The organism is Mesorhizobium sp. P3_A8, from assembly GCF_056402995.1.
Window position 1 is genome coordinate 232,367 of record NZ_JBFUGI010000002.1, and the last position, 18,926, is coordinate 251,292.

The 18,926-nt window shown below is 62.3% G+C and carries 18 protein-coding genes and 1 pseudogene; 4 read left to right on the forward strand and 15 right to left on the reverse strand.

The features are described from left to right. Nucleotides 1-7: 7 nt before the first annotated feature. The 6 genes from AC1DX4_RS05245 to AC1DX4_RS05270 form a co-directional block, all read right to left on the reverse strand. Nucleotides 8-2,101 (reverse strand): ATP-dependent helicase, encoded by a 2,094-nt coding sequence (locus tag AC1DX4_RS05245; RefSeq protein ID WP_477219323.1) that lies wholly within the window; start codon nt 2,099-2,101, stop codon nt 8-10. Between the two features lie 54 nt (nt 2,102-2,155). Beyond that, nucleotides 2,156-2,329, reverse strand: a complete 174-nt coding sequence (locus AC1DX4_RS05250) for a hypothetical protein (protein WP_477219324.1) — start codon at nt 2,327-2,329, stop codon at nt 2,156-2,158. A gap of 282 nt (nt 2,330-2,611) precedes the next feature. Next, on the reverse strand, nt 2,612-2,896 hold the full coding sequence (locus AC1DX4_RS05255) for a hypothetical protein (RefSeq protein ID WP_477219325.1): 285 nt from the start codon (nt 2,894-2,896) through the stop codon (nt 2,612-2,614). Nucleotides 2,897-3,163: 267 nt separating this feature from the next. Next, on the reverse strand, nt 3,164-4,336 hold the full coding sequence (locus AC1DX4_RS05260) for a M20 aminoacylase family protein (RefSeq protein ID WP_477219326.1): 1,173 nt from the start codon (nt 4,334-4,336) through the stop codon (nt 3,164-3,166). Then, nucleotides 4,329-5,567, reverse strand: a complete 1,239-nt coding sequence (locus AC1DX4_RS05265) for an allantoate amidohydrolase (RefSeq protein ID WP_477219327.1) — start codon at nt 5,565-5,567, stop codon at nt 4,329-4,331. Before AC1DX4_RS05265 ends, AC1DX4_RS05260 begins: the two co-directional genes overlap by 8 nt. Next, complete coding sequence (locus AC1DX4_RS05270) at nt 5,564-6,772, reverse strand: diaminopropionate ammonia-lyase (RefSeq protein ID WP_477219328.1); 1,209 nt, start codon at nt 6,770-6,772, stop codon at nt 5,564-5,566. The genes AC1DX4_RS05265 and AC1DX4_RS05270 overlap by 4 nt, the downstream gene beginning before the upstream one ends. Nucleotides 6,773-6,875: 103 nt before the next feature. Here AC1DX4_RS05270 and AC1DX4_RS05275 point away from each other — a divergent pair, with 103 nt between their 5' ends. Together AC1DX4_RS05275 and AC1DX4_RS05280 are read left to right on the forward strand one after the other, a co-directional pair. Beyond that, a complete protein-coding gene (locus tag AC1DX4_RS05275; RefSeq protein ID WP_477219329.1) occupies nt 6,876-7,355 on the forward strand; it encodes an Lrp/AsnC family transcriptional regulator in 480 nt (159 codons plus the stop codon). Nucleotides 7,356-7,384: 29 nt separating this feature from the next. Beyond that, nucleotides 7,385-8,572 carry a flavin-containing monooxygenase gene (locus AC1DX4_RS05280; RefSeq protein WP_477219330.1) on the forward strand — a complete coding sequence of 396 codons (1,188 nt, stop codon included), beginning with the start codon at nt 7,385-7,387 and terminating at the stop codon, nt 8,570-8,572. 13 nt (nt 8,573-8,585) lie between these two features. Here the strand turns inward: AC1DX4_RS05280 and speB are convergent, their stop codons facing one another. From speB to AC1DX4_RS05315, 7 genes are all read right to left on the reverse strand, one after another. Further along, nucleotides 8,586-9,389 carry an agmatinase gene (gene speB, locus AC1DX4_RS05285; RefSeq protein WP_477219331.1) on the reverse strand — a complete coding sequence of 268 codons (804 nt, stop codon included), beginning with the start codon at nt 9,387-9,389 and terminating at the stop codon, nt 8,586-8,588. A gap of 106 nt (nt 9,390-9,495) precedes the next feature. Then, on the reverse strand, nt 9,496-11,616 hold the full coding sequence (locus tag AC1DX4_RS05290; protein WP_477219332.1) for a molybdopterin-containing oxidoreductase family protein: 2,121 nt from the start codon (nt 11,614-11,616) through the stop codon (nt 9,496-9,498). Nucleotides 11,617-11,847: 231 nt separating this feature from the next. After that, entirely contained in the window at nt 11,848-13,725 is a 1,878-nt protein-coding gene (locus AC1DX4_RS05295; RefSeq protein ID WP_477219333.1) for an ABC-F family ATP-binding cassette domain-containing protein, read from the reverse strand. Between the two features lie 137 nt (nt 13,726-13,862). Continuing rightward, nucleotides 13,863-14,309: a Ros/MucR family transcriptional regulator gene (locus AC1DX4_RS05300; RefSeq protein WP_477219334.1), complete on the reverse strand. Its 447-nt coding sequence runs from the start codon at nt 14,307-14,309 to the stop codon at nt 13,863-13,865. 161 nt (nt 14,310-14,470) lie between these two features. Further along, entirely contained in the window at nt 14,471-14,674 is a 204-nt protein-coding gene (locus AC1DX4_RS05305; protein ID WP_477219335.1) for a hypothetical protein, read from the reverse strand. Continuing rightward, on the reverse strand, nt 14,667-15,545 hold the full coding sequence (locus AC1DX4_RS05310; RefSeq protein WP_477219336.1) for a DMT family transporter: 879 nt from the start codon (nt 15,543-15,545) through the stop codon (nt 14,667-14,669). Before AC1DX4_RS05310 ends, AC1DX4_RS05305 begins: the two co-directional genes overlap by 8 nt. Next, entirely contained in the window at nt 15,539-16,372 is an 834-nt protein-coding gene (locus AC1DX4_RS05315) for a hypothetical protein (protein WP_477219337.1), read from the reverse strand. Before AC1DX4_RS05315 ends, AC1DX4_RS05310 begins: the two co-directional genes overlap by 7 nt. A gap of 112 nt (nt 16,373-16,484) precedes the next feature. Here AC1DX4_RS05315 and AC1DX4_RS05320 point away from each other — a divergent pair, with 112 nt between their 5' ends. After that, entirely contained in the window at nt 16,485-17,444 is a 960-nt protein-coding gene (locus tag AC1DX4_RS05320) for a LysR substrate-binding domain-containing protein (RefSeq protein WP_477219338.1), read from the forward strand. A 93-nt stretch (nt 17,445-17,537) separates the two neighbouring features. On the opposite strand, the pseudogene AC1DX4_RS05325 reads toward AC1DX4_RS05320, so the two are convergent. After that, nucleotides 17,538-17,661, reverse strand: a pseudogene (locus AC1DX4_RS05325) (DinB family protein); the annotation flags it as partial. A 145-nt stretch (nt 17,662-17,806) separates the two neighbouring features. Here AC1DX4_RS05325 and AC1DX4_RS05330 point away from each other — a divergent pair. Continuing rightward, entirely contained in the window at nt 17,807-18,094 is a 288-nt protein-coding gene (locus AC1DX4_RS05330) for a hypothetical protein (protein WP_477219339.1), read from the forward strand. Nucleotides 18,095-18,141: 47 nt separating this feature from the next. Here the strand turns inward: AC1DX4_RS05330 and AC1DX4_RS05335 are convergent, their stop codons facing one another. Further along, nucleotides 18,142-18,516 (reverse strand): hypothetical protein, encoded by a 375-nt coding sequence (locus tag AC1DX4_RS05335; RefSeq protein WP_477219340.1) that lies wholly within the window; start codon nt 18,514-18,516, stop codon nt 18,142-18,144. Nucleotides 18,517-18,926 lie beyond the last annotated feature (410 nt).

Below are 18,926 nucleotides of genomic sequence, written 5' to 3' on the forward strand. Positions count from 1 at the left end.
ACGTCAATTATTTCCACATGCCGCGCATGCGCGCGCCGATGTCGACGCGCACTTCCGGCCGGGGCGCCCTGCCCTGTGCTTCTTGCGCGCTCGGCCATGACACCTGCTGGAACGCAGCAAGGATCGAGGCCGGAATGAAGCGGGTGCGCGAGGCATAGAGATGGCGGTCGCCGCGCGCCGCCTGGCCGTGCGGAAAGAAGCGCTGCGGCATGACCAGGTTGAGATTGTCCTTGGCCCGCGTCATCGCCACGTAGAGCAGCCGGCGCTCCTCCTCGATATCCTCCTTGGTGCCGACGCCGAGATCGGCCGGAATGCAGCCATCGACCGTGTTGAGCACAAAGACATTCTTCCACTCCTGGCCCTTGGCCGAGTGGATGGTCGACAGGATCAAATAATCCTCGTCGCGGTGCGGCGGTCCGGCCTGGTCGCTGGTCGCGTCCGGCGGATCGAGTGTCAGTTCGGTCAGGAAGCGTTCGCGCGACGCATAGCCCGACCCGATCTGCTCGAGCTGCAACAGGTCGGCGCGGCGTGTGATGACATCCTCATGGATGCGCTCCAGATGCGGCTCGTACCACAGCCTGACCTGCTCGAGATCGGCCGGCCATTTGGCGCCGGCCCGCAGGCCGGAATAAAGCGAGACAAAGGCCGGCCAGTCATCCGCCGCGCGTTGCGGCGGGCGCCAGCCGGCAAGGCCCATCGCCTCGTCTAGCGCCGTCGTCATCGTCTCGACGATCTGCGCGGCAGCCGAAGGGCCGATGCCCGGCATCAACTGCAGGACGCGAAAACCGGCGACACGGTCGCGCGGGTTTTCAGCGAAACGCAGGACCGCCAGCACATCCTTGACATGCGCGGCGTCGAGGAATTTCAGGCCACCGAACTTGACGAAGGGAATGTTGCGACGCGTCAGTTCGATTTCGAGCGGTCCGCTGTGGTGCGAGGCGCGAAACAGCACCGCCTGCGATTTCAGCGCCGTGCCGGCCTCGCGCTCGGCAAGGATCGTATCGCAGACGAAGTTGGCCTGCTCGACCTCGTCGCGCACGCTGACCAGCCTTGGCTTGTCGGTTGATTTGCGCTCCGACCAAAGATTTTTCGTAAAACGCTCCGAGGCCTCGCCGATGACCGCATTGGCGGCGGCCAGAATGGTCTCGGTCGAGCGGTAGTTGCGCTCCAGCATGACCACATCGGCGGCCTGTGCGAATTGCTTTGGAAAATCGAGGATGTTGCGCACCTCGGCGGCGCGGAAAGAATAGATCGACTGCGCATCGTCGCCGACCACCGTCAGCCCGGCACCGTCGGGCTTAAGTGCCATCAGGATCGAAGCCTGCAGCCGGTTGGTGTCCTGGTATTCGTCGACCAGCACGTGATCGAAACGCCCGCCGAGATGCGCCGCGATTTCCGGCTCGGCCGCCATCTGCGCCCAGTAGAGCAGCAAATCGTCGTAATCGAGCACATTCTGCGCCTGCTTGGCTTCGACATAACCGGCAAACAGCAGCTTCAGCTGATCGGCCCAGCCGGCGCACCAGGGGAAGGCAGAGCCCAGCACCTCACCGAGCGGCGCCTGAGCGTTGACGGCGCGCGAGTAGATGGCAAGGCAGGTGCCCTTGGTCGGAAAGCGCGCCTCCGTCTTGGAGAAGCCGAGTTCGTGGCGCACCAGATTCATCAGATCGGCGGAATCCTCGCGATCATGGATGGTGAAGGCCGGATCGATGCCGATCTCCAGCGCATAGTCGCGCAACAGCCGTGCACCGATGCCGTGAAAGGTGCCGGCCCAGGTCAGCGCATCGGTGATGACCGCGGCGTCGCGGCCGAGCACTTCGCCGGCGATGCGTTCGACGCGCTTGGCCATTTCGGAGGCGGCGCGCCGCGAGAAGGTCATCAGCAGGATGCGGCGCGGGTCGGCGCCCTTGACGATGAGATGAGCGACGCGATGCGCCAGCGTGTTGGTCTTGCCCGAGCCGGCGCCGGCAATGACCAGCAACGGACCTGCGATCTTGCCGTCGCCATGTTCGACGGCCTGGCGCTGGGCATCGTTCAGCCGGGCGAGATAGGCAGGCTGGGCAGTCGATTCCACAAAGGTCGAATCATGGGCGGCGAGGTTCATCGCCCATCAAGCATCGTTTCCGCTTTGTTCGCAACATAGAAGCGGCACGACGAATTAGCGCCTGTCATCGACACCCATGGCCGCCGATTGTCGGCGCAGAGCGTCGCGGTCGCTTCTCGATGTGGGCAACAGAAGGGGATCGATGTCGCCGGGCACGTCATCGATCATCCTGCGCGCGAGGCGGTAGGTGAGAAAGGCAAAGGTGCCGGCCAGAAGCAAACGGATCATGCTGCGGTCTCCTCTAATAGAGATCAACCGCAGGCGCGGCGTTTTGTTCCCGTTCGCAACCAAACCAACATGGCCCCGTTTTGAGATTGGAGGTTCATTGTGAGATTGGAGGCGGTAGCGATGAAAAAACTAGGATTAGTCCTCGTTCTGGTGGCTTTGACTGTCTCGGCCTGCGACAACAAACTGCCACCGACAAAGGCGCCCCTTGCCGAACAAAGTTCTCACGCCAGCAATCCTGCCATGAACGCAGGGACTGTCGGCAAGTGAATATGGTCGATGCAGTCAGGTGACGGTCGGAGCCTCAGGCATTGACGCGATGCACTCCTCAAGGCGATCGAGGCGGAACTTGGCATTGCGCAATTCGTGCCCTGCTTCATGTCGCTGCTGACGGCCCCGGGACGGTGACGCCGCCGTGAGGTTTCTTTCGAGTTCAGCGATGCGCGCACGCACCTGCCGCGCCTCGTCCTGACGCAACGCCTTTATCCAGCCTCGCCCGCGCATCCGGCTTCCCGCAAATACCTCAAAGACCTGCGGCTTCCATGCCAGAAGAATTTTAACGTCCGGCAAGTGCGAATATTCCAAATTTAATGAGCACTAATTTAGCAGCTTTTCTTTGACGCAATTCCGGACGGAAAACCGTTCACACTTTTCCTGGAATTGCTCTAGCGCCGCAACGAAGAAGGCCGGCGCCGCTTGGGAGGAGAAGGCGCCGGCCAAGCGGATAAGAGGTCCGCCGCGTAGCGGAGGTTAGCTGAGTCTTTCCGTCGCGTCATTGAAGATCGTCGTTTGATAAAAATGTACAATGCCGGTTCGAACAGCCAATCAAATCACGGATCATCTGCCGGTCGCGTTGCCCAGTCTTTGCCTGGCGATGGCGACATGGAAATTCGTGCCGAACAACAACCCGTCATCGTTGAAGTCGTAGCTGGAATTGTGCAGCGGCGCCGAGGCCTCACCATTGCCAAGGAAGACGAAGCAGCCCGGCACGTGGTCGAGGAAGCGGGCGAAATCCTCCGACGCTGTCATCGGCTCGCGGGCGACCGCGATATTGCCGGGCTCGAAGACGTTTTTGGCAGCGGCGAAGGCCGCGTCAACCAGTTCGGCATCGTTGCGCAGCGGCACGAATTCTCGGGTGTAGTTCACCTCGGCGGTGACATTGTAGGCGGCAGCTGTGCCTTCGGTGATGACGCGCATCTGGCGTTCGATCTCGGCGCTGACTTCCGGCCGGAAACTGCGCGCGTCGCCGAGGATGCGGGCAAGACCGGGCAGCGCGTTGCGGGTACCGTCGGTGATCAGTTCGGTCACCGAAACCACCGTTATGTCGGCCGGGCTCAGCCGGCGCGAGACGATGGTCTGCAGATTGGTGACCAGCGCGCAGGCGGCTACCAGCGTTTCGTTGGCCGAATGCGGCCGCGCCGCGTGGCCGCCGAGCCCCCTGAGCACAATCTCGAAGTTGTCCTCGGCCGACATGACAGGACCGGCGCGGGTTTCGAAATGGCCGACGGGAAGGCCGGGCATGTTATGCAGGCCAAAAACCTCGTCGAAAGGGAAGCGCTGCATCAGGCCATCGTCGAGCATGGCCAGTGCGCCCTTGCCCCACTCCTCGGCCGGCTGGAAGATGAAGCGCACGGTGCCGTCGAAACCACCCTCGCCGGCCAGCCTCTTTGCCGCGCCGAGCAGCATGGCTGTGTGGCCGTCATGGCCGCAGGCATGCATGACGCCGGGATTGCCGGAGCGATAGGGCGCGGTCGACTGCTCTGCTATGCGCAGCGCATCCATGTCGGCCCGCAGCGCAATGGCGCGGTTGCCGGTCCCGCGCTTCAGCGTGCCGACGACACCGGTGCCACCGACACCCTCAGCGACATCGTCCAAGCCGAATTCGCGCAGCTTGGCGGCGACGAAGGCAGCGGTTCGCCTCTCCTCGAAGCCGAATTCGGGATGCGCATGCAAATCACGCCGCCAATTGGTCATCTCGCGCTTCAGCGTTTCGGGATCGAGTTCAGCCATTCCTTCGCCCCTCCGCAAGTTCGGTGATCACATCAAGCAGGATGTTGGCGCCAGCAACAAGCTCGGCATCTTCGGTGTGCTCATGCGGACTGTGGCTGATGCCTCCGGCGCTCGGCACGAAGATCATTGCCGCCGGCGCGATGCGGGCGATCATCTGCGCGTCATGGCCGGCGCCCGAGGTCATGCGCCGCGAGACGAGCCCGCGCCTCCTCGACGCGGCCTCGATCAGTTCGACGACTCGACCGTCGAAAATAACGGGCTCGAAGCGGGCCAGCCTTTCGACCGTCACGGTGATGCCCTCGGCGGCGAGCAGTTGCAGAAAGGCAGCCAGCGCCGCCTCCTGCGCCTGCAAGCGCTGCTCGTCGGGATCACGCAGATCGACGGTGAAGACGGCGCGTGAGGGAATGACGTTGATGGCGTTCGGCTCCAAGCGCATCGTGCCGACAGTGGCAACGGTTGGCGCATTGGAGGCCGCCGCAAGGTCGTGCAGGAAGGTGACCACGCGTGCCGCGGCGTATCCGGCGTCGCAGCGCATCGACATCGGTGTGGTGCCGGCATGGTTGGCGACGCCATCGAGAGTGAGGCGCTGCCAGGAAATCCCTTGCAGGGTTTCCACCGCGCCGATCGGAATGCCTTCGCGCTCCAGGACCGGCCCCTGTTCGATATGCAATTCGACATAGATGTGCGGCTTGAGAAAACCCGGTTCGCGGTCGCCGGCATAGCCGATGCGGGCGAGTTCCTGTCCGAGCATGCTGCCATCGGTCCCGACTGCGGCAAGTGCTGCTTTGACATCGACGCCGCCGGCATGGACCAGCGATCCCATCATGTCGGGAGAAAAGCGCACGCCCTCCTCATTGGTGAAGGCGGCGACGGCGAGCGGACGCGACGGCGAGAGCCCCGAGGCCTTCAGCGTCTCGATCACCTCCAGCCCGGCAAGCACGCCGTAGCAGCCATCATAGATGCCGGCGTCGATGACCGTGTCGATATGCGAGCCGATGAGCAGCGGCGCCTCGCCTGCATTGTCGGCGCTCTGCCAGATGCCGAAAATATTGCCAATGCGGTCGATGGCGACATCGAGCCCGGCCTGCCGCAGCCAGCCGACGAAGAGGTCGCGGCCCTGCTTGTCGGTGTCGGAAGCGGCCAACCGGGTCAGCCTGCCCTCATCGTCGCGGCCAACGGCACCGAGTTCACGGATGCGGCCAAGCAGGCGCTTTGCATCGATCGCGATCATGGTGTCGCCTCGGCTGCGAGCTTGCCGGCCAGCACATCGGCCGAACTCATGCCGACCAGTTCGGCATAGCGATGCGGGTCGGTGGCACCTTCGGTATTGATCACCAGCACGCGGGATTTGCCGTCGAGGCCAAGATCGGCCTTGTTCTCGCCCATCGCCCGGATCAGTCCGGCAAGGCCGACGCCGCCGCTCTCGCCAGCGACGATCACCGGATCGCTGCCGGCCGGCCGGGCCAGCCGTCGCATCACCGCGATGGCGTCGTCCTCGTCCACGGTCATGAAGGCGTCGGCGACGCGCGCCAGCACCCGCCAGGCGACCTGTGAAGCTTCGTAGCATTCAAGCATGGCCATCACCGTCGGCTGGTCGTGCGCGACCTTGACCACATGCCCTGCCCGGGCAGCCGCGACAACGCAGGCCGCGCGGGCCGGTTCTACGACAATGAAATTTGGCCTGGCGTCGCCGAGCACGATGGCGAGATGGCCGGCCACTGCGGCGGCAATGCCGCCGACGCCTGCCTGAACGAAGACGTGGGTCGGCGGTTCCCGGAGCTGGCGCAGCGCTTCGCGCACGATCGCCGTATAGCCCTGCATCACCAGGCCGGGAATGCGCTCGTATCCCGGCCACGACGTATCCGACACCACGGTCCAGCCCTTCTCGGCCGCGACCTTGGCGGCTTGCTTGACCGAGTCGTCATAATTGCCATCGACACGGACCATCTCCGCCCCGTAGCGGCCGATCGCGGCGATGCGCTCGTCGCTGACGCCGGCATGGACAAAGATCACGGCCCTGGCGCCGGCAAGCTCGGCGCCTTGCGCGACCGAGCGGCCGTGATTGCCGTCGGTGGCGCAGGCAAAAGTCATCCTTGCGGCGACCGCGCGAACATCGGCCCGGTTGAGATCCTCGACATCGACAGGGCGGCCAAGCCGCTTGCCTGCCTCCTCCAGCACCAGGCGAAAGACAGCATAAGCGCCGCCCAGAGCCTTGAAGCTGCCAATACCGAGACGAAAGCCCTCATCCTTGACATGCAACGCACCGACGCCGAGTTCGCCCGCCAGCGCCGGCAGCGCATGCAGCGGGGTCTCACGATGATTGTCACGATGGGCGAGGAAGCGCTCGACTGTGTCGGCTCCGGCAATTCCAAGGATTTCAGCGTCGGCCGTATCAAGCGGCTTACCGTGCAGAGCATTGCGATTTGGCAGGAACACTGGCGTCTCCTTGGCAGTCCGCGAGACCATATTGCAGCGGGGACGCAAAGTGCGCTGTAATTGAACCTCCGAAATGCAAGTTTGTTTCGCCGGGATATCTCCATTGCCTCCATCGCCACCTTCACTCGACAGTTTCGATCTCGCCATCCTTGCTATCCTGCAGCGGGACAACACGACGCCGCAGCGCCTGATCGGCGAAGCGGTGAACCTGTCGGCGCCGGCGGTGCAGCGCCGCATCAAGCGCATGAAGCAGACCGGCGTCATCGCAAGCAATGTCGCCATCATCGAGCCCGCGGCGGTCGGCCAGCCGATCACCATCTTCGTCGAGGTGGAACTGGAGAGCGAGCGCACCGAGCTCATCGACGCGGCCAAGCGGCAATTCTCGGAAACGCCTGAAGTGCAGCAATGCTACTACGTCACCGGCGAAGCCGACTTCATCCTCGTTCTCACCGTGACGGATATGGGCGCCTATGAGGCGCTGACGCGAAAACTGTTCTTCGACAGCAACAATGTCCGGAAATTCCGCACCTTCGTCGCCATGGACCGCGTCAAGGTCGGGCTGACGGTGCCGTTGCCGGATTGAGCCTTGCCAGCCGGCTGGCTCGAGTTGCCATGCTTTTGACATTCTCCGGAAGCGAATTGGGTTGGGAGGCGCGCTTGGACGACACCACGACAGTAGCGATCATTGGTGCCGGGCCGGCGGGCCTGGCCGTTGCCGCATGCCTGCGGCAGGCCGGCATCGACTTCGTCATCATCGAAAAAGAGCAGCAGGCCGCGCCTGCCTGGCGGCGCCACTACGAGCGCGTCCACTTGCACACGACCAAGCGCTACTCGTCGCTGCCCTTCGTGCCCTTTCCCAAGCACTATCCGCGTTATGTGCCGCGCGATCTCTTTGTCGACTATCTCGATGCCTATGCGCAACGCTTCGACCTCAAGCCGCGGTTTGGGGAAACGGTGAAAGCGATCACCCGGGAGGGTCGCGGCTGGCTCATCGACGCCACATCCGACCCGTTGCGCACCAAACATGTGGTGATTGCGTCAGGCTACAATGCCGAGCCCCTGCGGCCCGGATTTGCCGGCATAGACACCTTCACCGGCAAGACATTGCACAGCGCCGATTATCGCAATGCCACGCCTTTCACCGGTCAGTCGGTGCTGGTCATCGGCATGGGCAATACCGGCGCCGAGATTGCGCTCGATCTGGCAGAAAACGGCGCACAGCCGACGATTTCCGTGCGCGGCGGCGTTCACATCGTGCCACGCGAACTGTTCGGCGTTCCCATCCAGATGGTCGGCATGGCGACGCGCCTGGGGCCGCAGCGCCTCAACGATGCTCTTTTCCCCGTCATCCTCGACCTGGTGCTGGGCAGGCTGGAAAAATATGGGCTCAAACGGCCGGGACATGGATTGCTGGAACAGATTGCGATTGCATCGCGCATTCCGGTGATCGACGTGGGCACCATCGGCAAGATTCGCGAAGGCGCGATCAAGGTCGCGCCCGATATCGCCGAGATCTCGCAACGCGGTGCGCGCTTTACCGACGGCAAACACGGCGAATTCGACGCGATCATCTTCGCCACCGGCTACCGGCCAGGCTATGCCAGATTTCTCGAGCCCGGCATCCAGCCGGACCGCAGCGGCGTTACCCCCCAAGCGTCGGATCTCGGCCTCTACCTCATCGGTTTCCACAACGCAGTCACCGGATTGCTGCGCGAAATTGGCATTGAGTCCCAGGCGATCGCCGACGACATCCGGCACCGGGTGAACAGGAAAAAGGCTTCCGAAATCCTGCCGGTGTGATCCGCGGGCTGCCTTATCCCAGTGCAGTCTTCAGCATCATGCCGGCGATCTCCTTGGTCAGCTTGGCGGCGACAAGCGCCGTCATGTTTGAGAGATCCTGGCGCGGATTGTATTCGACGATGTCGGCGGCGACGATCGGCTGGTCGATGCCTTGAATGAGATTGATGACCTGCCGGGTCGACAGCCCGCCCGGCTCGCGGTGCGAAACGCCGGGCGCAAAGGCGGGGTCGAGCCCGTCGATATCCATCGAGATATAGACCGGTGTCTTGAGGTCGAGCCGCAGGCCTTCGCTGAAGCGCGCCGCCTCCACCACCTCGACGCCGAAACGCTTGAACTGGTCGCGGTGGTGGTCGTTGACGGTGCGCAGCCCGATCTGGATCAGCCGGACGGCGAGCCGATCCTCCATGATGCGCGCGAAGGGTGATGTATGCGAACGCGGGTTGTCGCCATAGGAATGGTAGATGTCGGGGTGCGCATCGATATGAACGATCGTCAGGTCGGGGTGACGTCGGTGCACCGCGCGCAGCACCGGCCAGGAGATTGCATGGTCGCCGCCCAGGCTGATCAGCGGATGGCCGGCATCCAGCGCGCGTCCGACCTCGCTTTCGATCCGTTCCCAGGGGTCGCCGCCACCCGCAAAGTCGATGTCGCCATGGTCGACGAAACGGCCGGTCAGATCGAAGCCGGTCTCACTCCACGAACTGTAGGCATCGGAATGCAGCTCCCGCCGGATCAGGGCCGGTGCTTCGGCCGCGCCGCTTAGATAGGACGAGTTCTCGTCATGCGGTATTCCCAGAAGCGAAATCGCGCCTGCCATCGACATCCTCCCCGATGCTGAGAACGCCCTCTATAGCCGCGCGAGTTGGCCGTTGCGACGACAGCTGCTTGGGCCAGGTGCAGCGCCAGGAGAGATCGGCGGCCGGCTAAGCCGCCAGCTCGTCCGCCTTGCGCAGCCAGACCTTATTGTCGTGGAAGGCGGCACCGCCATAGGGCGCGGGCGCGTCGGCGCCGGTCAGCACGTTGATGCCCTCGCCGCGCTCATGCGCGCCGTTTGGCCAGATGCCTTCGGCGATCACCACGCCGCGCTTGATGCCGCCGAAGAATTTCGCGTGCAGCACCAGGTCGCCGCGCTGGTTGCCGACCTCGACACGGTCACCATCGGCGAGGCCGAGGTCCGCCGCATCGTCGGGGTGCAGGAGCAGCACCGGCCTGCCTTCCTTTTCCTTCGACACCGGCGTCTCGGCAAAGGTCGAGTTGAGGAAATTGCGCGCCGGCGAGGTCGTCAGCCGGAACGGGTGCGCCTCGTCGGCCACTTCGATCAGATCGATATGGTCGGGAAACTCGGGCAGTTGTTCCACCGGTCCGAACAGGCCCATGCTCTTCGGCGGCCGGTTGGGAGCCGCCTGGCCGGTCCAGTCGGCACGAAAGCGGAATTTTCCATCCGCATGGCCAAACCCCTTGATGAAATGCGCGGTCTCGAAATCCGGCTGCAGATCGAGCCATTTTTGCTCTTTCAAGCTGTCGAAGCTACCCAGCCCGCGCTTGCCGAGAATGATGTCGATATGCTGCTGCTCGGTGAGGCCAAAGCCGGGGCGGTCGGCGACGCCGAGACGCTCGGCCAGCTGCTCGATGACGAAATGGTTGGTGCGCGGCCCCTCCGGCGGCTCGATCAGCTTGGGGCCGAGCGTGATGTGCTGGTTGCCGCCGCCCTTGTAGACGTCGTCGTGCTCGAGGAACATCGTCGCCGGCAACACGACATCGGCAAGCTTGGCGGTGTCGGTCATGAACTGCTCATGCACGCACGTGAACAGGTCGTCGCGCAGAAAACCCTGCTTCACCAGCCGCTGCTCGGGCGCAACGTTCACCGGGTTGGTGTTCTGGATCAGCATCGCCGTCACCGGCGGTCCGCCGTAAAGCGCATCTGCAGCACCCGTCAGCACCGGACCGATGCGCGAATGGTCGAGATAGCGGATCGAGGGATCGCGCATCCTTGAGCCTTCCAGCACATCCTGGTTGAGCTTGAAGATGCCGGAATTCGAATGGAAGGCGCCGCCGCCCTCATACTGCCAGCTGCCGGTGACTGCGGCGATGCAGGAGGCGGCATGCATGTTGACGGCGCCGTTGCGCTGGCGGGCGAAGCCATAGCCGAGGCGGAAATAGGTTTTCTTGGTCGTACCGACGAGGCGGGCGAAGGCTTCGACCTCGGCGACCGACAGACCTGTGATCTCGGCCGCCCACTCCGGCGTGCGCGTGCGCAGATGCTCTTCCAGACCCTTCGGATCGTCGGTGTATTTCTCGAGATAGGCGCGGTCGGCCAGGCCTTCCCTGAACAGCACATGCATCACCGCGCAAGCCAGCGCGCCATCGGTGCCGGGCATCAGAACCAGGCCCATGTCGGCCTGCTTCATCGTCGCGTTTTCATAGACATCGATGACGACGATTTTTGCGCCGCGTTCCTTGCGCGCCTTGATGGCGTGGGTCATCACATTGACCTGTGTGACCACGGCATTGGTGCCCCAGATCACCACGCAGTCGGACTTCGCCATCTCGCGCGGGTCGGGCCCGCGCAAGGCGCCGGCCCCCATCATCCAGCCGGTCCAGGCGAGGTTGGTGCAGATCGAGCCGAAGAAGCCTGAATACTTTTTCGCATGACGCAGCCGGTGGATGCCGTCGCGCTGAACCAGCCCCATCGTGCCGGCATAGAAATAGGGCCAGACCGTCTCCGAGCCGTATTTTGCCTCGGCGGCGATGAACTTTTCGGCGACGAGGTCGAGTGCGGCCTCCCAGCTGGATTCCTTCCAGATGCCATCGCCCTTGGCGCCGGCGCGGATCAATGGCTTCAGCAGCCGGTCGGGGTGGTGGACACGGTCGGCATAGCGCGCAACCTTGGCGCAGACGACACCTGACGTATAGCTGTTGGACTTGGCGCCATGGACGCGGCCGATGCGATTGCCGTCGAGCAACTCGACCTCGAGCGCGCAGGTCGACGGGCAATCATGCGGACAGGCCGAATGGCCGATGCGGAGCTTGGCGTGCTGGTTCATGGGGGGCATGTCTAGCGGGTTTCAAAGGGCGCGTGTAGGGCCAGATGATTAGCCAATCTCCCCACTTGTGGGGGAGATGTCCGGCAGGACAGAGGGGGGCGCGAAGGATCGCGACCTATCTATTCGTGCCCGAAGCCGGCGGTAGGCGATTGCAAAAAGACTGACAGGTTGGCGGGACAGCGCCCCCCTCTGCCCTGCCGGGCATCTCCCCCACGAGGGGGGAGATTGGCTCTACTCCGCCGTGCCTTCCTCATATTCGGCCGACATGGTCAGCCATTTTTCTTCGTGGCCGGCCAGCGTCTGGGCAAGCTGCGAGCGTTCCTTGGCCAGGCGTGTCGCCGTCGAGGGATCCTTTTCGTAGATCGCCGGATTGGCCAGTTCATCCTCGATGCCGTCGATACGCTTGCGGATACGGTCCATCAGCGCTTCGGTGGCGCGGATTTCCTTGGCCAGCGGCTCGAAGGCGGCGCGGCGCGCTGCCGCATCGCGGCGGCGGTCGGCTTTTGAGGCCTTATCCGCCTCGCGCTTGCCGCGGCGGTCGCCGGACACGCCGGTGACCAGCGTCTTGTAGTCCTCAAGGTCGCCATCATACGGGTTGACCGCGCCATCCTTGACCAGCCACAGCCGATCGGCCGTCGCCTCCAGGAGATGGCGGTCGTGCGAGATCAGGATGACGGCGCCGGGAAACTCGTTCAGCGCATGGATCAGCGATTCGCGGCTGTCGATGTCGAGATGGTTGGTCGGTTCGTCGAGGATGAACAGGTTCGGCCCCTCGAAGGCCGACAGGCCCATCAACAGGCGCGCCTTCTCGCCGCCGGACAGGTCCTTGGCGGGCGTATTCATTTTCTCGGTCGTCAGACCAAATTGGGCGACCCGGCCGCGCACCTTGGATTCCGGTGCCTCCGGCATCAGCCGGCGGACATGCTCGTAGGCGTTTTCCTCCGGCCGCAGATCGTCGAGCTGGTGCTGGGCGAAGATCGCCACCTTCAGCCCGGGCGCTACTGTCATCGTGCCACTCTCCTGCTTGAGCCGGCCGGACAGCAATTTGGCGAAGGTCGACTTGCCGTTGCCGTTGGCGCCGAGCAGCGCGATGCGGTCGTCGGCGTCGATGCGCAACGTCATCTTCTTCAGGATCGGCTGCCCTTCGGTATAGCCGACATTGACGTTGTTCAGCGCCACGATCGGCGAGGCCACCGTCTTCACCGGTTCGGGGAAAGAGAACGGCCGCACTGAATCGTTGACGATGGCCGCGATCGGCTTCATCTTCTCCAGCGCCTTGATGCGCGACTGCGCCTGCCTGGCCTTCGAGGCCTTGGCACGGAAGCGTTCGACGAAGGATTCCATATGCTTGCGGGCGGCTTCCTGTTTGACGCGGCCCTTTTCCTGCAATTCCTTCTGCTCGCTATACTGGCGCTCGAACTGGTCGTAGCCGCCGCGCCAGAAGGTCAGCTTCTTCTGGTCGAGATGAACGATCGAGTTGACGGCGCGATTGAGCAGGTCGCGATCGTGCGAAATCAGCAACACGGTGTGCGGATACTTCGACACATAGTTTTCCAGCCACAGCGTGCCTTCGAGATCGAGATAGTTGGTCGGCTCGTCGAGCAGCAGAAGGTCAGGCTCTGAAAACAGCACGGCGGCCAGTGCCACGCGCATGCGCCAGCCACCGGAGAAGGACGAGGCGGGACGGCGTTGCGCGACATCGTCGAAACCGAGGCCGGCCAGGATGGTGGCGGCGCGGGATTCGGCGGAATGTGCGTCGATGTCGGCCAGCCGCATGTGAATGTCGGCGATGCGGTGCGGATCGGTGGCCGTCTTTTCCTCTTCGAGCAGCGCCGTGCGCTCGAGGTCTGCCTTCAGCACGATCTCGATCAGCGGCTCCTCGGTTCCCGGCGCTTCCTGCGCCACCTGGCCGATGCGCGTGTTCTTCGGCAGGTTGATCGAGCCGGTCTCGGAGGGAAAATCTCCGGTGATGGCTTTGAACAGCGTCGTCTTGCCGGTGCCGTTGCGACCGACAAGGCCGGCCTTGGTGCCGGCCGGCAAGGTCAGCGAGGCGTGGTCGAGAAGCAGGCGCCCGGCCATGCGGAGCGAAAGGTCGTTGATTACAAGCATGGTGGCGCTTTTGCACTGGACATCAACGCTTCGCAAGACCTTGCGGGCCAGTTGGTCGCACAAGGCCTGAGAACGGCGCGCGCAACCGCGCCGTCAGGGCAGCCGATCAGTGGCTTGCCATACCAGTCAAGCCGCGCTCAGACAGTCGCCTTGCGCTTTGGCTTGGCCACGGCGGCCGGCACTGCTGCCGGCTTGCGGCCGAGCCCTGTCGACTTCGCCAGCGCCGACCGGGTCGCCGAGTAATTCGGAGCGACCATCGGATAGTCCGGCGGCAAACCCCATTTGGCCCGATAGTCGTCCGGGCTCAAACCATAGTCTGTCCTGAGGTGTCGCTTGAGCGACTTGAACTTCTTTCCGTCCTCCAGGCAGACGATGTAGTCGGGAAACACCGACTTTTTCGGATTGACGGCCGGAACAAGGCTCGGACTTTCCACGACGGCTGCACCAGCCAGCTTTCGAACCGCAGTGCTGACACTGGCAATCAGGTCAGGCAGGCCGGAAGCTGGAAGCGGATTGTTGCCTACATAGGCCGAGACAATATCGGCTGTTAGCTCGATAACGGTCTTATCCTCGATATTTGACAATTCTTTCACCCTATTTGCGACAAAGTCGTCCACCCCAGCGAAGACTTTTGTCGATGTATCTCTTTAACCGCGTCCCCCAACGGGTCGCCAAGTGCCAAAACGAATCAAGACTTGGCGTCAACTATTTTTATTGGAAAGTGACGACGTGCAAATTAGAAAATCTAATACTTGGACGCAGCAGACTTGGTTGTCCGGGCGTCGGCCAATATCTCAAGAATACGCCGCCAGCGAGCACACCGCCCGAAATCCTTCTGTTCAATCGCCTTCTCGGCCTTCATCGCCGCGTAAAGCGGTGCCTCGGCGCCAAATTCCTTGATGAGCCAATCTGCTTCCTGCCTGGCGAGACGTTCATTTTCATCAAACATAGTCTTGCGCCTCCGAACGTTCCAGGCCGACCGCGATACAACTGCCGATGACGAGGACAGCGCCGGCAATGGCGGTGGCCGTCAGTCGTTCGCCGGACAAAGTCAGCAGCAACGTCGAAGCAATCGGCGTGAGATAGGCGACGACAGCGACCTTGCCGCTGCCTTCTAGCTTCAAGGCGCGCGACCAGAAGTAATAACCTAGCCCCATCGGGCCGGCGCCGAGATAGAGCCCAAGCGCCAGATCCACGCCGGCCGGCCAGGCGGCGCCTTCGCCAGCGGACCATAAGAGCGTCAAGGCGACGCCGACCAGCGACGACGGCAACAACAAGCGCTCCGGCGACGTGGCGAGCCGTCCCACCATCACCGAATAGAAAGCCATGCACAGCGCAGACCCGAATGCAGCGAAATAGCCGACGAGATCGCCCTGGAACCAGTTGCTCTCACGCCCTCCCGAAATCACCAGCGCGACGCCGACGAAGCCAAGGGCCGCGGCAAGGCCGAGCAGAGCCGGACGCCGCGGATTTTCGAAGACGATCACTGCCGCGGCAACCATCAAGGGCCAAGTATATGCCACGAGATTGGCTTCGATCACCGGCATCGAGGCGAAGGCGATGTATTGCAGCACCATGGTACCGACGAGACCGATGAAACCGACCACGAGCGGCGCCAACGCCGCCCCGGCCATGACCGGCGCGGCCTTTTCCCGGCTCATCAGCCGGATGGCGGCGAAGACCAGTGCAGCGCCTGCAAATTGCAGGAACTGCACCTGCGACACCGGATGGTTCGCCAAGAGGGATTTACCGACCAACGCATTGGTCGACCACAAAGCCACCGCGCCGGTGGCAAAGACCAGCGCGGATCTGACTACCATGTGTCCCTCGCTCCGCCTGCGACCGGTGCTTCAACGGCGGCCGGCGTGGGATGCTCCGCCTCGAACCGGCGATAGGCCGGCAACTGGTTGGTCCAGACGTCTTCGGCCAGCTCGTTGACCCATTCGCGGTCTTGATCATTGTCGGCGGCAAGATAGAACATTCTGTTATCGTCGACATAGGGCTTGGCCACCGAGCGCTGGTTGAGCACCAGGGTGACACGCTCGCCATAGTGGATCGGCGCCGTGCGATGCAGGACGCCAAGGAACTGGCCGAGCGTCGCGTATTTCATCTTGTGATCGATGCGCATGATGCGGTTGCGCGGGATTTCGCGTCCGGATTCGAGAATGGCGCGGCCGGTCTCGGAATCGTCGCAATAAATTTCGAGATGACCGCCGACCAGCGGATCGCTGATCGACAGCGGAATGAGTTCGGTGACCGGAACGCCGTCGCAATGCCATTCGACGGCGCCGTCCCTGGGATTCATGAAGGTGACGGTCGAGCCGACGATCGACAGCGGATACGGCTCCAGCTTCGTGCCCATCATGTCGGACAGCCGCTCCAGGCGCAGCTTGTCGTGTAGCAACTCCTTGATTTCAGGGATGAAACGGTCGGCGCCGGTGATGAAGGTCAGGTCGAGGTGCTTGTGCACGGCATGGCTGGCCTTGAGCTTCAGGGCGGCCTCCTCGATTGCTGCAAGCAGTGCCGGGTCATAGCCATGCAGAAACTGCGCAACGCCGAAACTCGACACTTTCCAGGCGGTTTCGTGTCCGATAATGGCCTCGCGGCTCATCGCATAGCGCAGTTCGGGTATGGTATGTGCGTTCATTGTACTTCTCCAAGTGGGGGGCAAACACTTGGTTAACAGTCAATTAAATTAGCCCCCCCTGTAAAATTAGGAATGCTAGTGCTACCCTAAGCCCAGCTTAAGGTCGAACCCAGTGCGTCTGCTCAGTCAGGTCAACCTCAATTCGCTGAAAATCGTGGAGAGTGCTGCGAGGCACGGCAATTTCACGCGTGCCGGCGAAGAGCAGTTCATCACCGCTTCCGCGGTCAGCCAGCGCGTCAAAAGCCTGGAGGATCAGCTGCGTTTCAAGATCTTCCAGCGCGGCGGCAATGCGGTGTCGCTGACGCCGGAAGGCGAGACTTATGTCTCGCGCGTTCGCGAGGCGCTGGAGCGGATCGTTGCTGCCAGCATGGAAGCGACAGGGCAATCGCAGGAGCATGTGCTGAAGATATCCGTGCTGCCGACCTTTGCCGCGCGCTGGCTGTTTCCGCGCCTGCCGCTGTTCCAGCGGCAACATCCCGATATCGTGATGCGGGTTTCGACCTCCTACGCGACGCATGAGTTCACGACCTCCGATTTCGATCTCGAAATCCGCTATGGCGACGGCCACTTTAACGGGCTGCTATCCGATCTGCTGTTTCGGGAAGACCTGACGCCGGTGTGCAGCCGCAAGCTGTTCCATGAAGTTCTGGGGGACAAGCCGCTGTCAAAGGTGACGCCGGACGACCTCCAGTACTTCACGCTGCTGCATTCCGACACCTGCACTCAGAACTGGCAATCCTGGCTTGGCTTCGCCGGCGCCAGCTTCGTGCTCAGCGAAACCAAAAGCATCTATTTCGATTCGTGCATGATGTCCTACGAGGCGGCCAATGCCGGAATGGGTTTTGCCGTGGCCAACCGTGCCTATATGGCCAGCGATATCCGCGCCGAGAGGCTGGTCGCTCCCTTTGACGTCCATCACCCAAACACGGCCGGTTGGTATTTCGTCTCCCCCCACAAGAGCCTTGCCGCACGCAAGGTGCAGATGTTCAAACAATGGGTGATGGCGGAAGCGGCCCAGACACAGCGCGAATTGGATAGCGAAATCAGCTACCTGGTTTCCGAAGCTGTCTGAAATTTCTGAGTGGCTTGGTGTAAAAGCGATGCTGCAGCAAAAGATGCGGCAATAGCCGGCGTAGGCCCCGGACTTAGAACGAAACAATCTCAATCAGGCGAAGGCCCTTCCCTCCTCGGTGCGCTGGAAATGCACCAGGTCGAGCGGCACGGAAGGGGCGGCCTAGAACCGTCAGGATCATATGCGCCTGGCCGCGGTGATGGGTCTGGTGGTTGAGAACAGCACATTTACTGGTGGAAACGTCGGCGGAGCGTTGAATCAGGGGGTGCGGTAGCATTCCGCGCCCGCGCTGCCGGGGGCTATATCTTGTCAGTTCAATTCAATAGGCGTGTTCCTGTCGAAATTGGTGCGGCTCTCGCTGTATGTCGCTTGAAGATATCTTTGATGACGGCGGCGGGGACCAGCGTCCACCGGACGGCAAGGTTGCGCAGGCACAAGAGGTGAACTACGGCCTGAACACGGTCACCGGGAGTACGCTTGGCTCGTTTGGAACGCTGGCGATTTTGGCAGAACAGAACACGGCCAGTACCGATCAGGCTGTGAGCTTCCTGAGCAATCACGGCACTACAGGCCTCTATGCAGCGGGCGCTGTCGTCGCGCTGCGCGCCTTCATCACCTTCATGGCGGCGAGCGGGAAAAGCCGCTCCTGAACCCGACCGCGTAAAATGGCCCCGGACTTGCGCCGGGGCCAAATTGTTCAAACCTTGGTGTCGAGGTAGGGAATAAACCACTTTTTGCGTTGCTGACCACCAGCAAGCTCCCAATCCCGCTTGCGGTTCTTAACGGCCGTTTGCGTAATTGACATCTTGCGGCCAGCCGAGTTGTAGCCGGCCCCATTATCAAGAAGCCGGAACAGGATCTCGACACCCTCACGCGTCAGGTTAAAGCCAGTTTTGTTACGGGAGTCGCTGCAATCTTCATCGGACGGCACCTTGAAGATGATAAGGCCTGTAGGCCCTTTGGGAACAGGCGTAAGTCGCTCACGAAGTGCGTCGAAGCTTCGGTCTAGAACGCCGTGGGCTTCAAGACGGGCGGCCTCAATGGCCTCTGATATTTCTGGCGAAAGTTCCATGAGAAAAGTTCCTCTTTCTCTGCGCCTTCCAGAGTCTATTCCCTAGAAATGCACGAGAGGTTGCTACACTACGGGTACATGTAGTGAAATCCCGAAAAACCAGAAGACTCGCACTGAATCGGGTTGTGACAGTGCGGGCATGAAGAGCAACGGTCAGGGACGCACATCGCGATATGTCATCTGCCTCCGCAGGGACTTGCGGTCTGCGAAAATGCCACTAGGGTGATTTCGACACCACAGGGGGACTTCATGACAACATTTTTCGCCATTGTATTCATTGTAGGAGCAATTGCTCTGTTTATTGCTCCAACTGCGATCAGGGAATACAACAAGGCCAGATATCCCGATCAGAAGTGACTGCGTAGACTGAAGCACGCAGCATCAACGACAAAAAGGCGCCCCCATGGACG

Coding starts and splice junctions, on each gene's coding strand:
- AC1DX4_RS05245 (WP_477219323.1), bottom strand. CDS start 2,101: ATGAACCTCGCCGCCCATGATTCGACCTTTGTGGAATCGACTGCCCAG.
- AC1DX4_RS05250 (WP_477219324.1), bottom strand. CDS start 2,329: ATGATCCGTTTGCTTCTGGCCGGCACCTTTGCCTTTCTCACCTACCGC.
- AC1DX4_RS05260 (WP_477219326.1), bottom strand. CDS start 4,336: ATGGCTGAACTCGATCCCGAAACGCTGAAGCGCGAGATGACCAATTGG.
- AC1DX4_RS05265 (WP_477219327.1), bottom strand. CDS start 5,567: ATGATCGCGATCGATGCAAAGCGCCTGCTTGGCCGCATCCGTGAACTC.
- AC1DX4_RS05280 (WP_477219330.1), top strand. CDS start 7,385: ATGCTTTTGACATTCTCCGGAAGCGAATTGGGTTGGGAGGCGCGCTTG.
- speB (WP_477219331.1), bottom strand. CDS start 9,389: ATGGCAGGCGCGATTTCGCTTCTGGGAATACCGCATGACGAGAACTCG.
- AC1DX4_RS05290 (WP_477219332.1), bottom strand. CDS start 11,616: ATGAACCAGCACGCCAAGCTCCGCATCGGCCATTCGGCCTGTCCGCAT.
- AC1DX4_RS05295 (WP_477219333.1), bottom strand. CDS start 13,725: ATGCTTGTAATCAACGACCTTTCGCTCCGCATGGCCGGGCGCCTGCTT.
- AC1DX4_RS05305 (WP_477219335.1), bottom strand. CDS start 14,674: ATGTTTGATGAAAATGAACGTCTCGCCAGGCAGGAAGCAGATTGGCTC.
- AC1DX4_RS05310 (WP_477219336.1), bottom strand. CDS start 15,545: ATGGTAGTCAGATCCGCGCTGGTCTTTGCCACCGGCGCGGTGGCTTTG.
- AC1DX4_RS05315 (WP_477219337.1), bottom strand. CDS start 16,372: ATGAACGCACATACCATACCCGAACTGCGCTATGCGATGAGCCGCGAG.
- AC1DX4_RS05330 (WP_477219339.1), top strand. CDS start 17,807: ATGTCGCTTGAAGATATCTTTGATGACGGCGGCGGGGACCAGCGTCCA.
- AC1DX4_RS05335 (WP_477219340.1), bottom strand. CDS start 18,516: ATGGAACTTTCGCCAGAAATATCAGAGGCCATTGAGGCCGCCCGTCTT.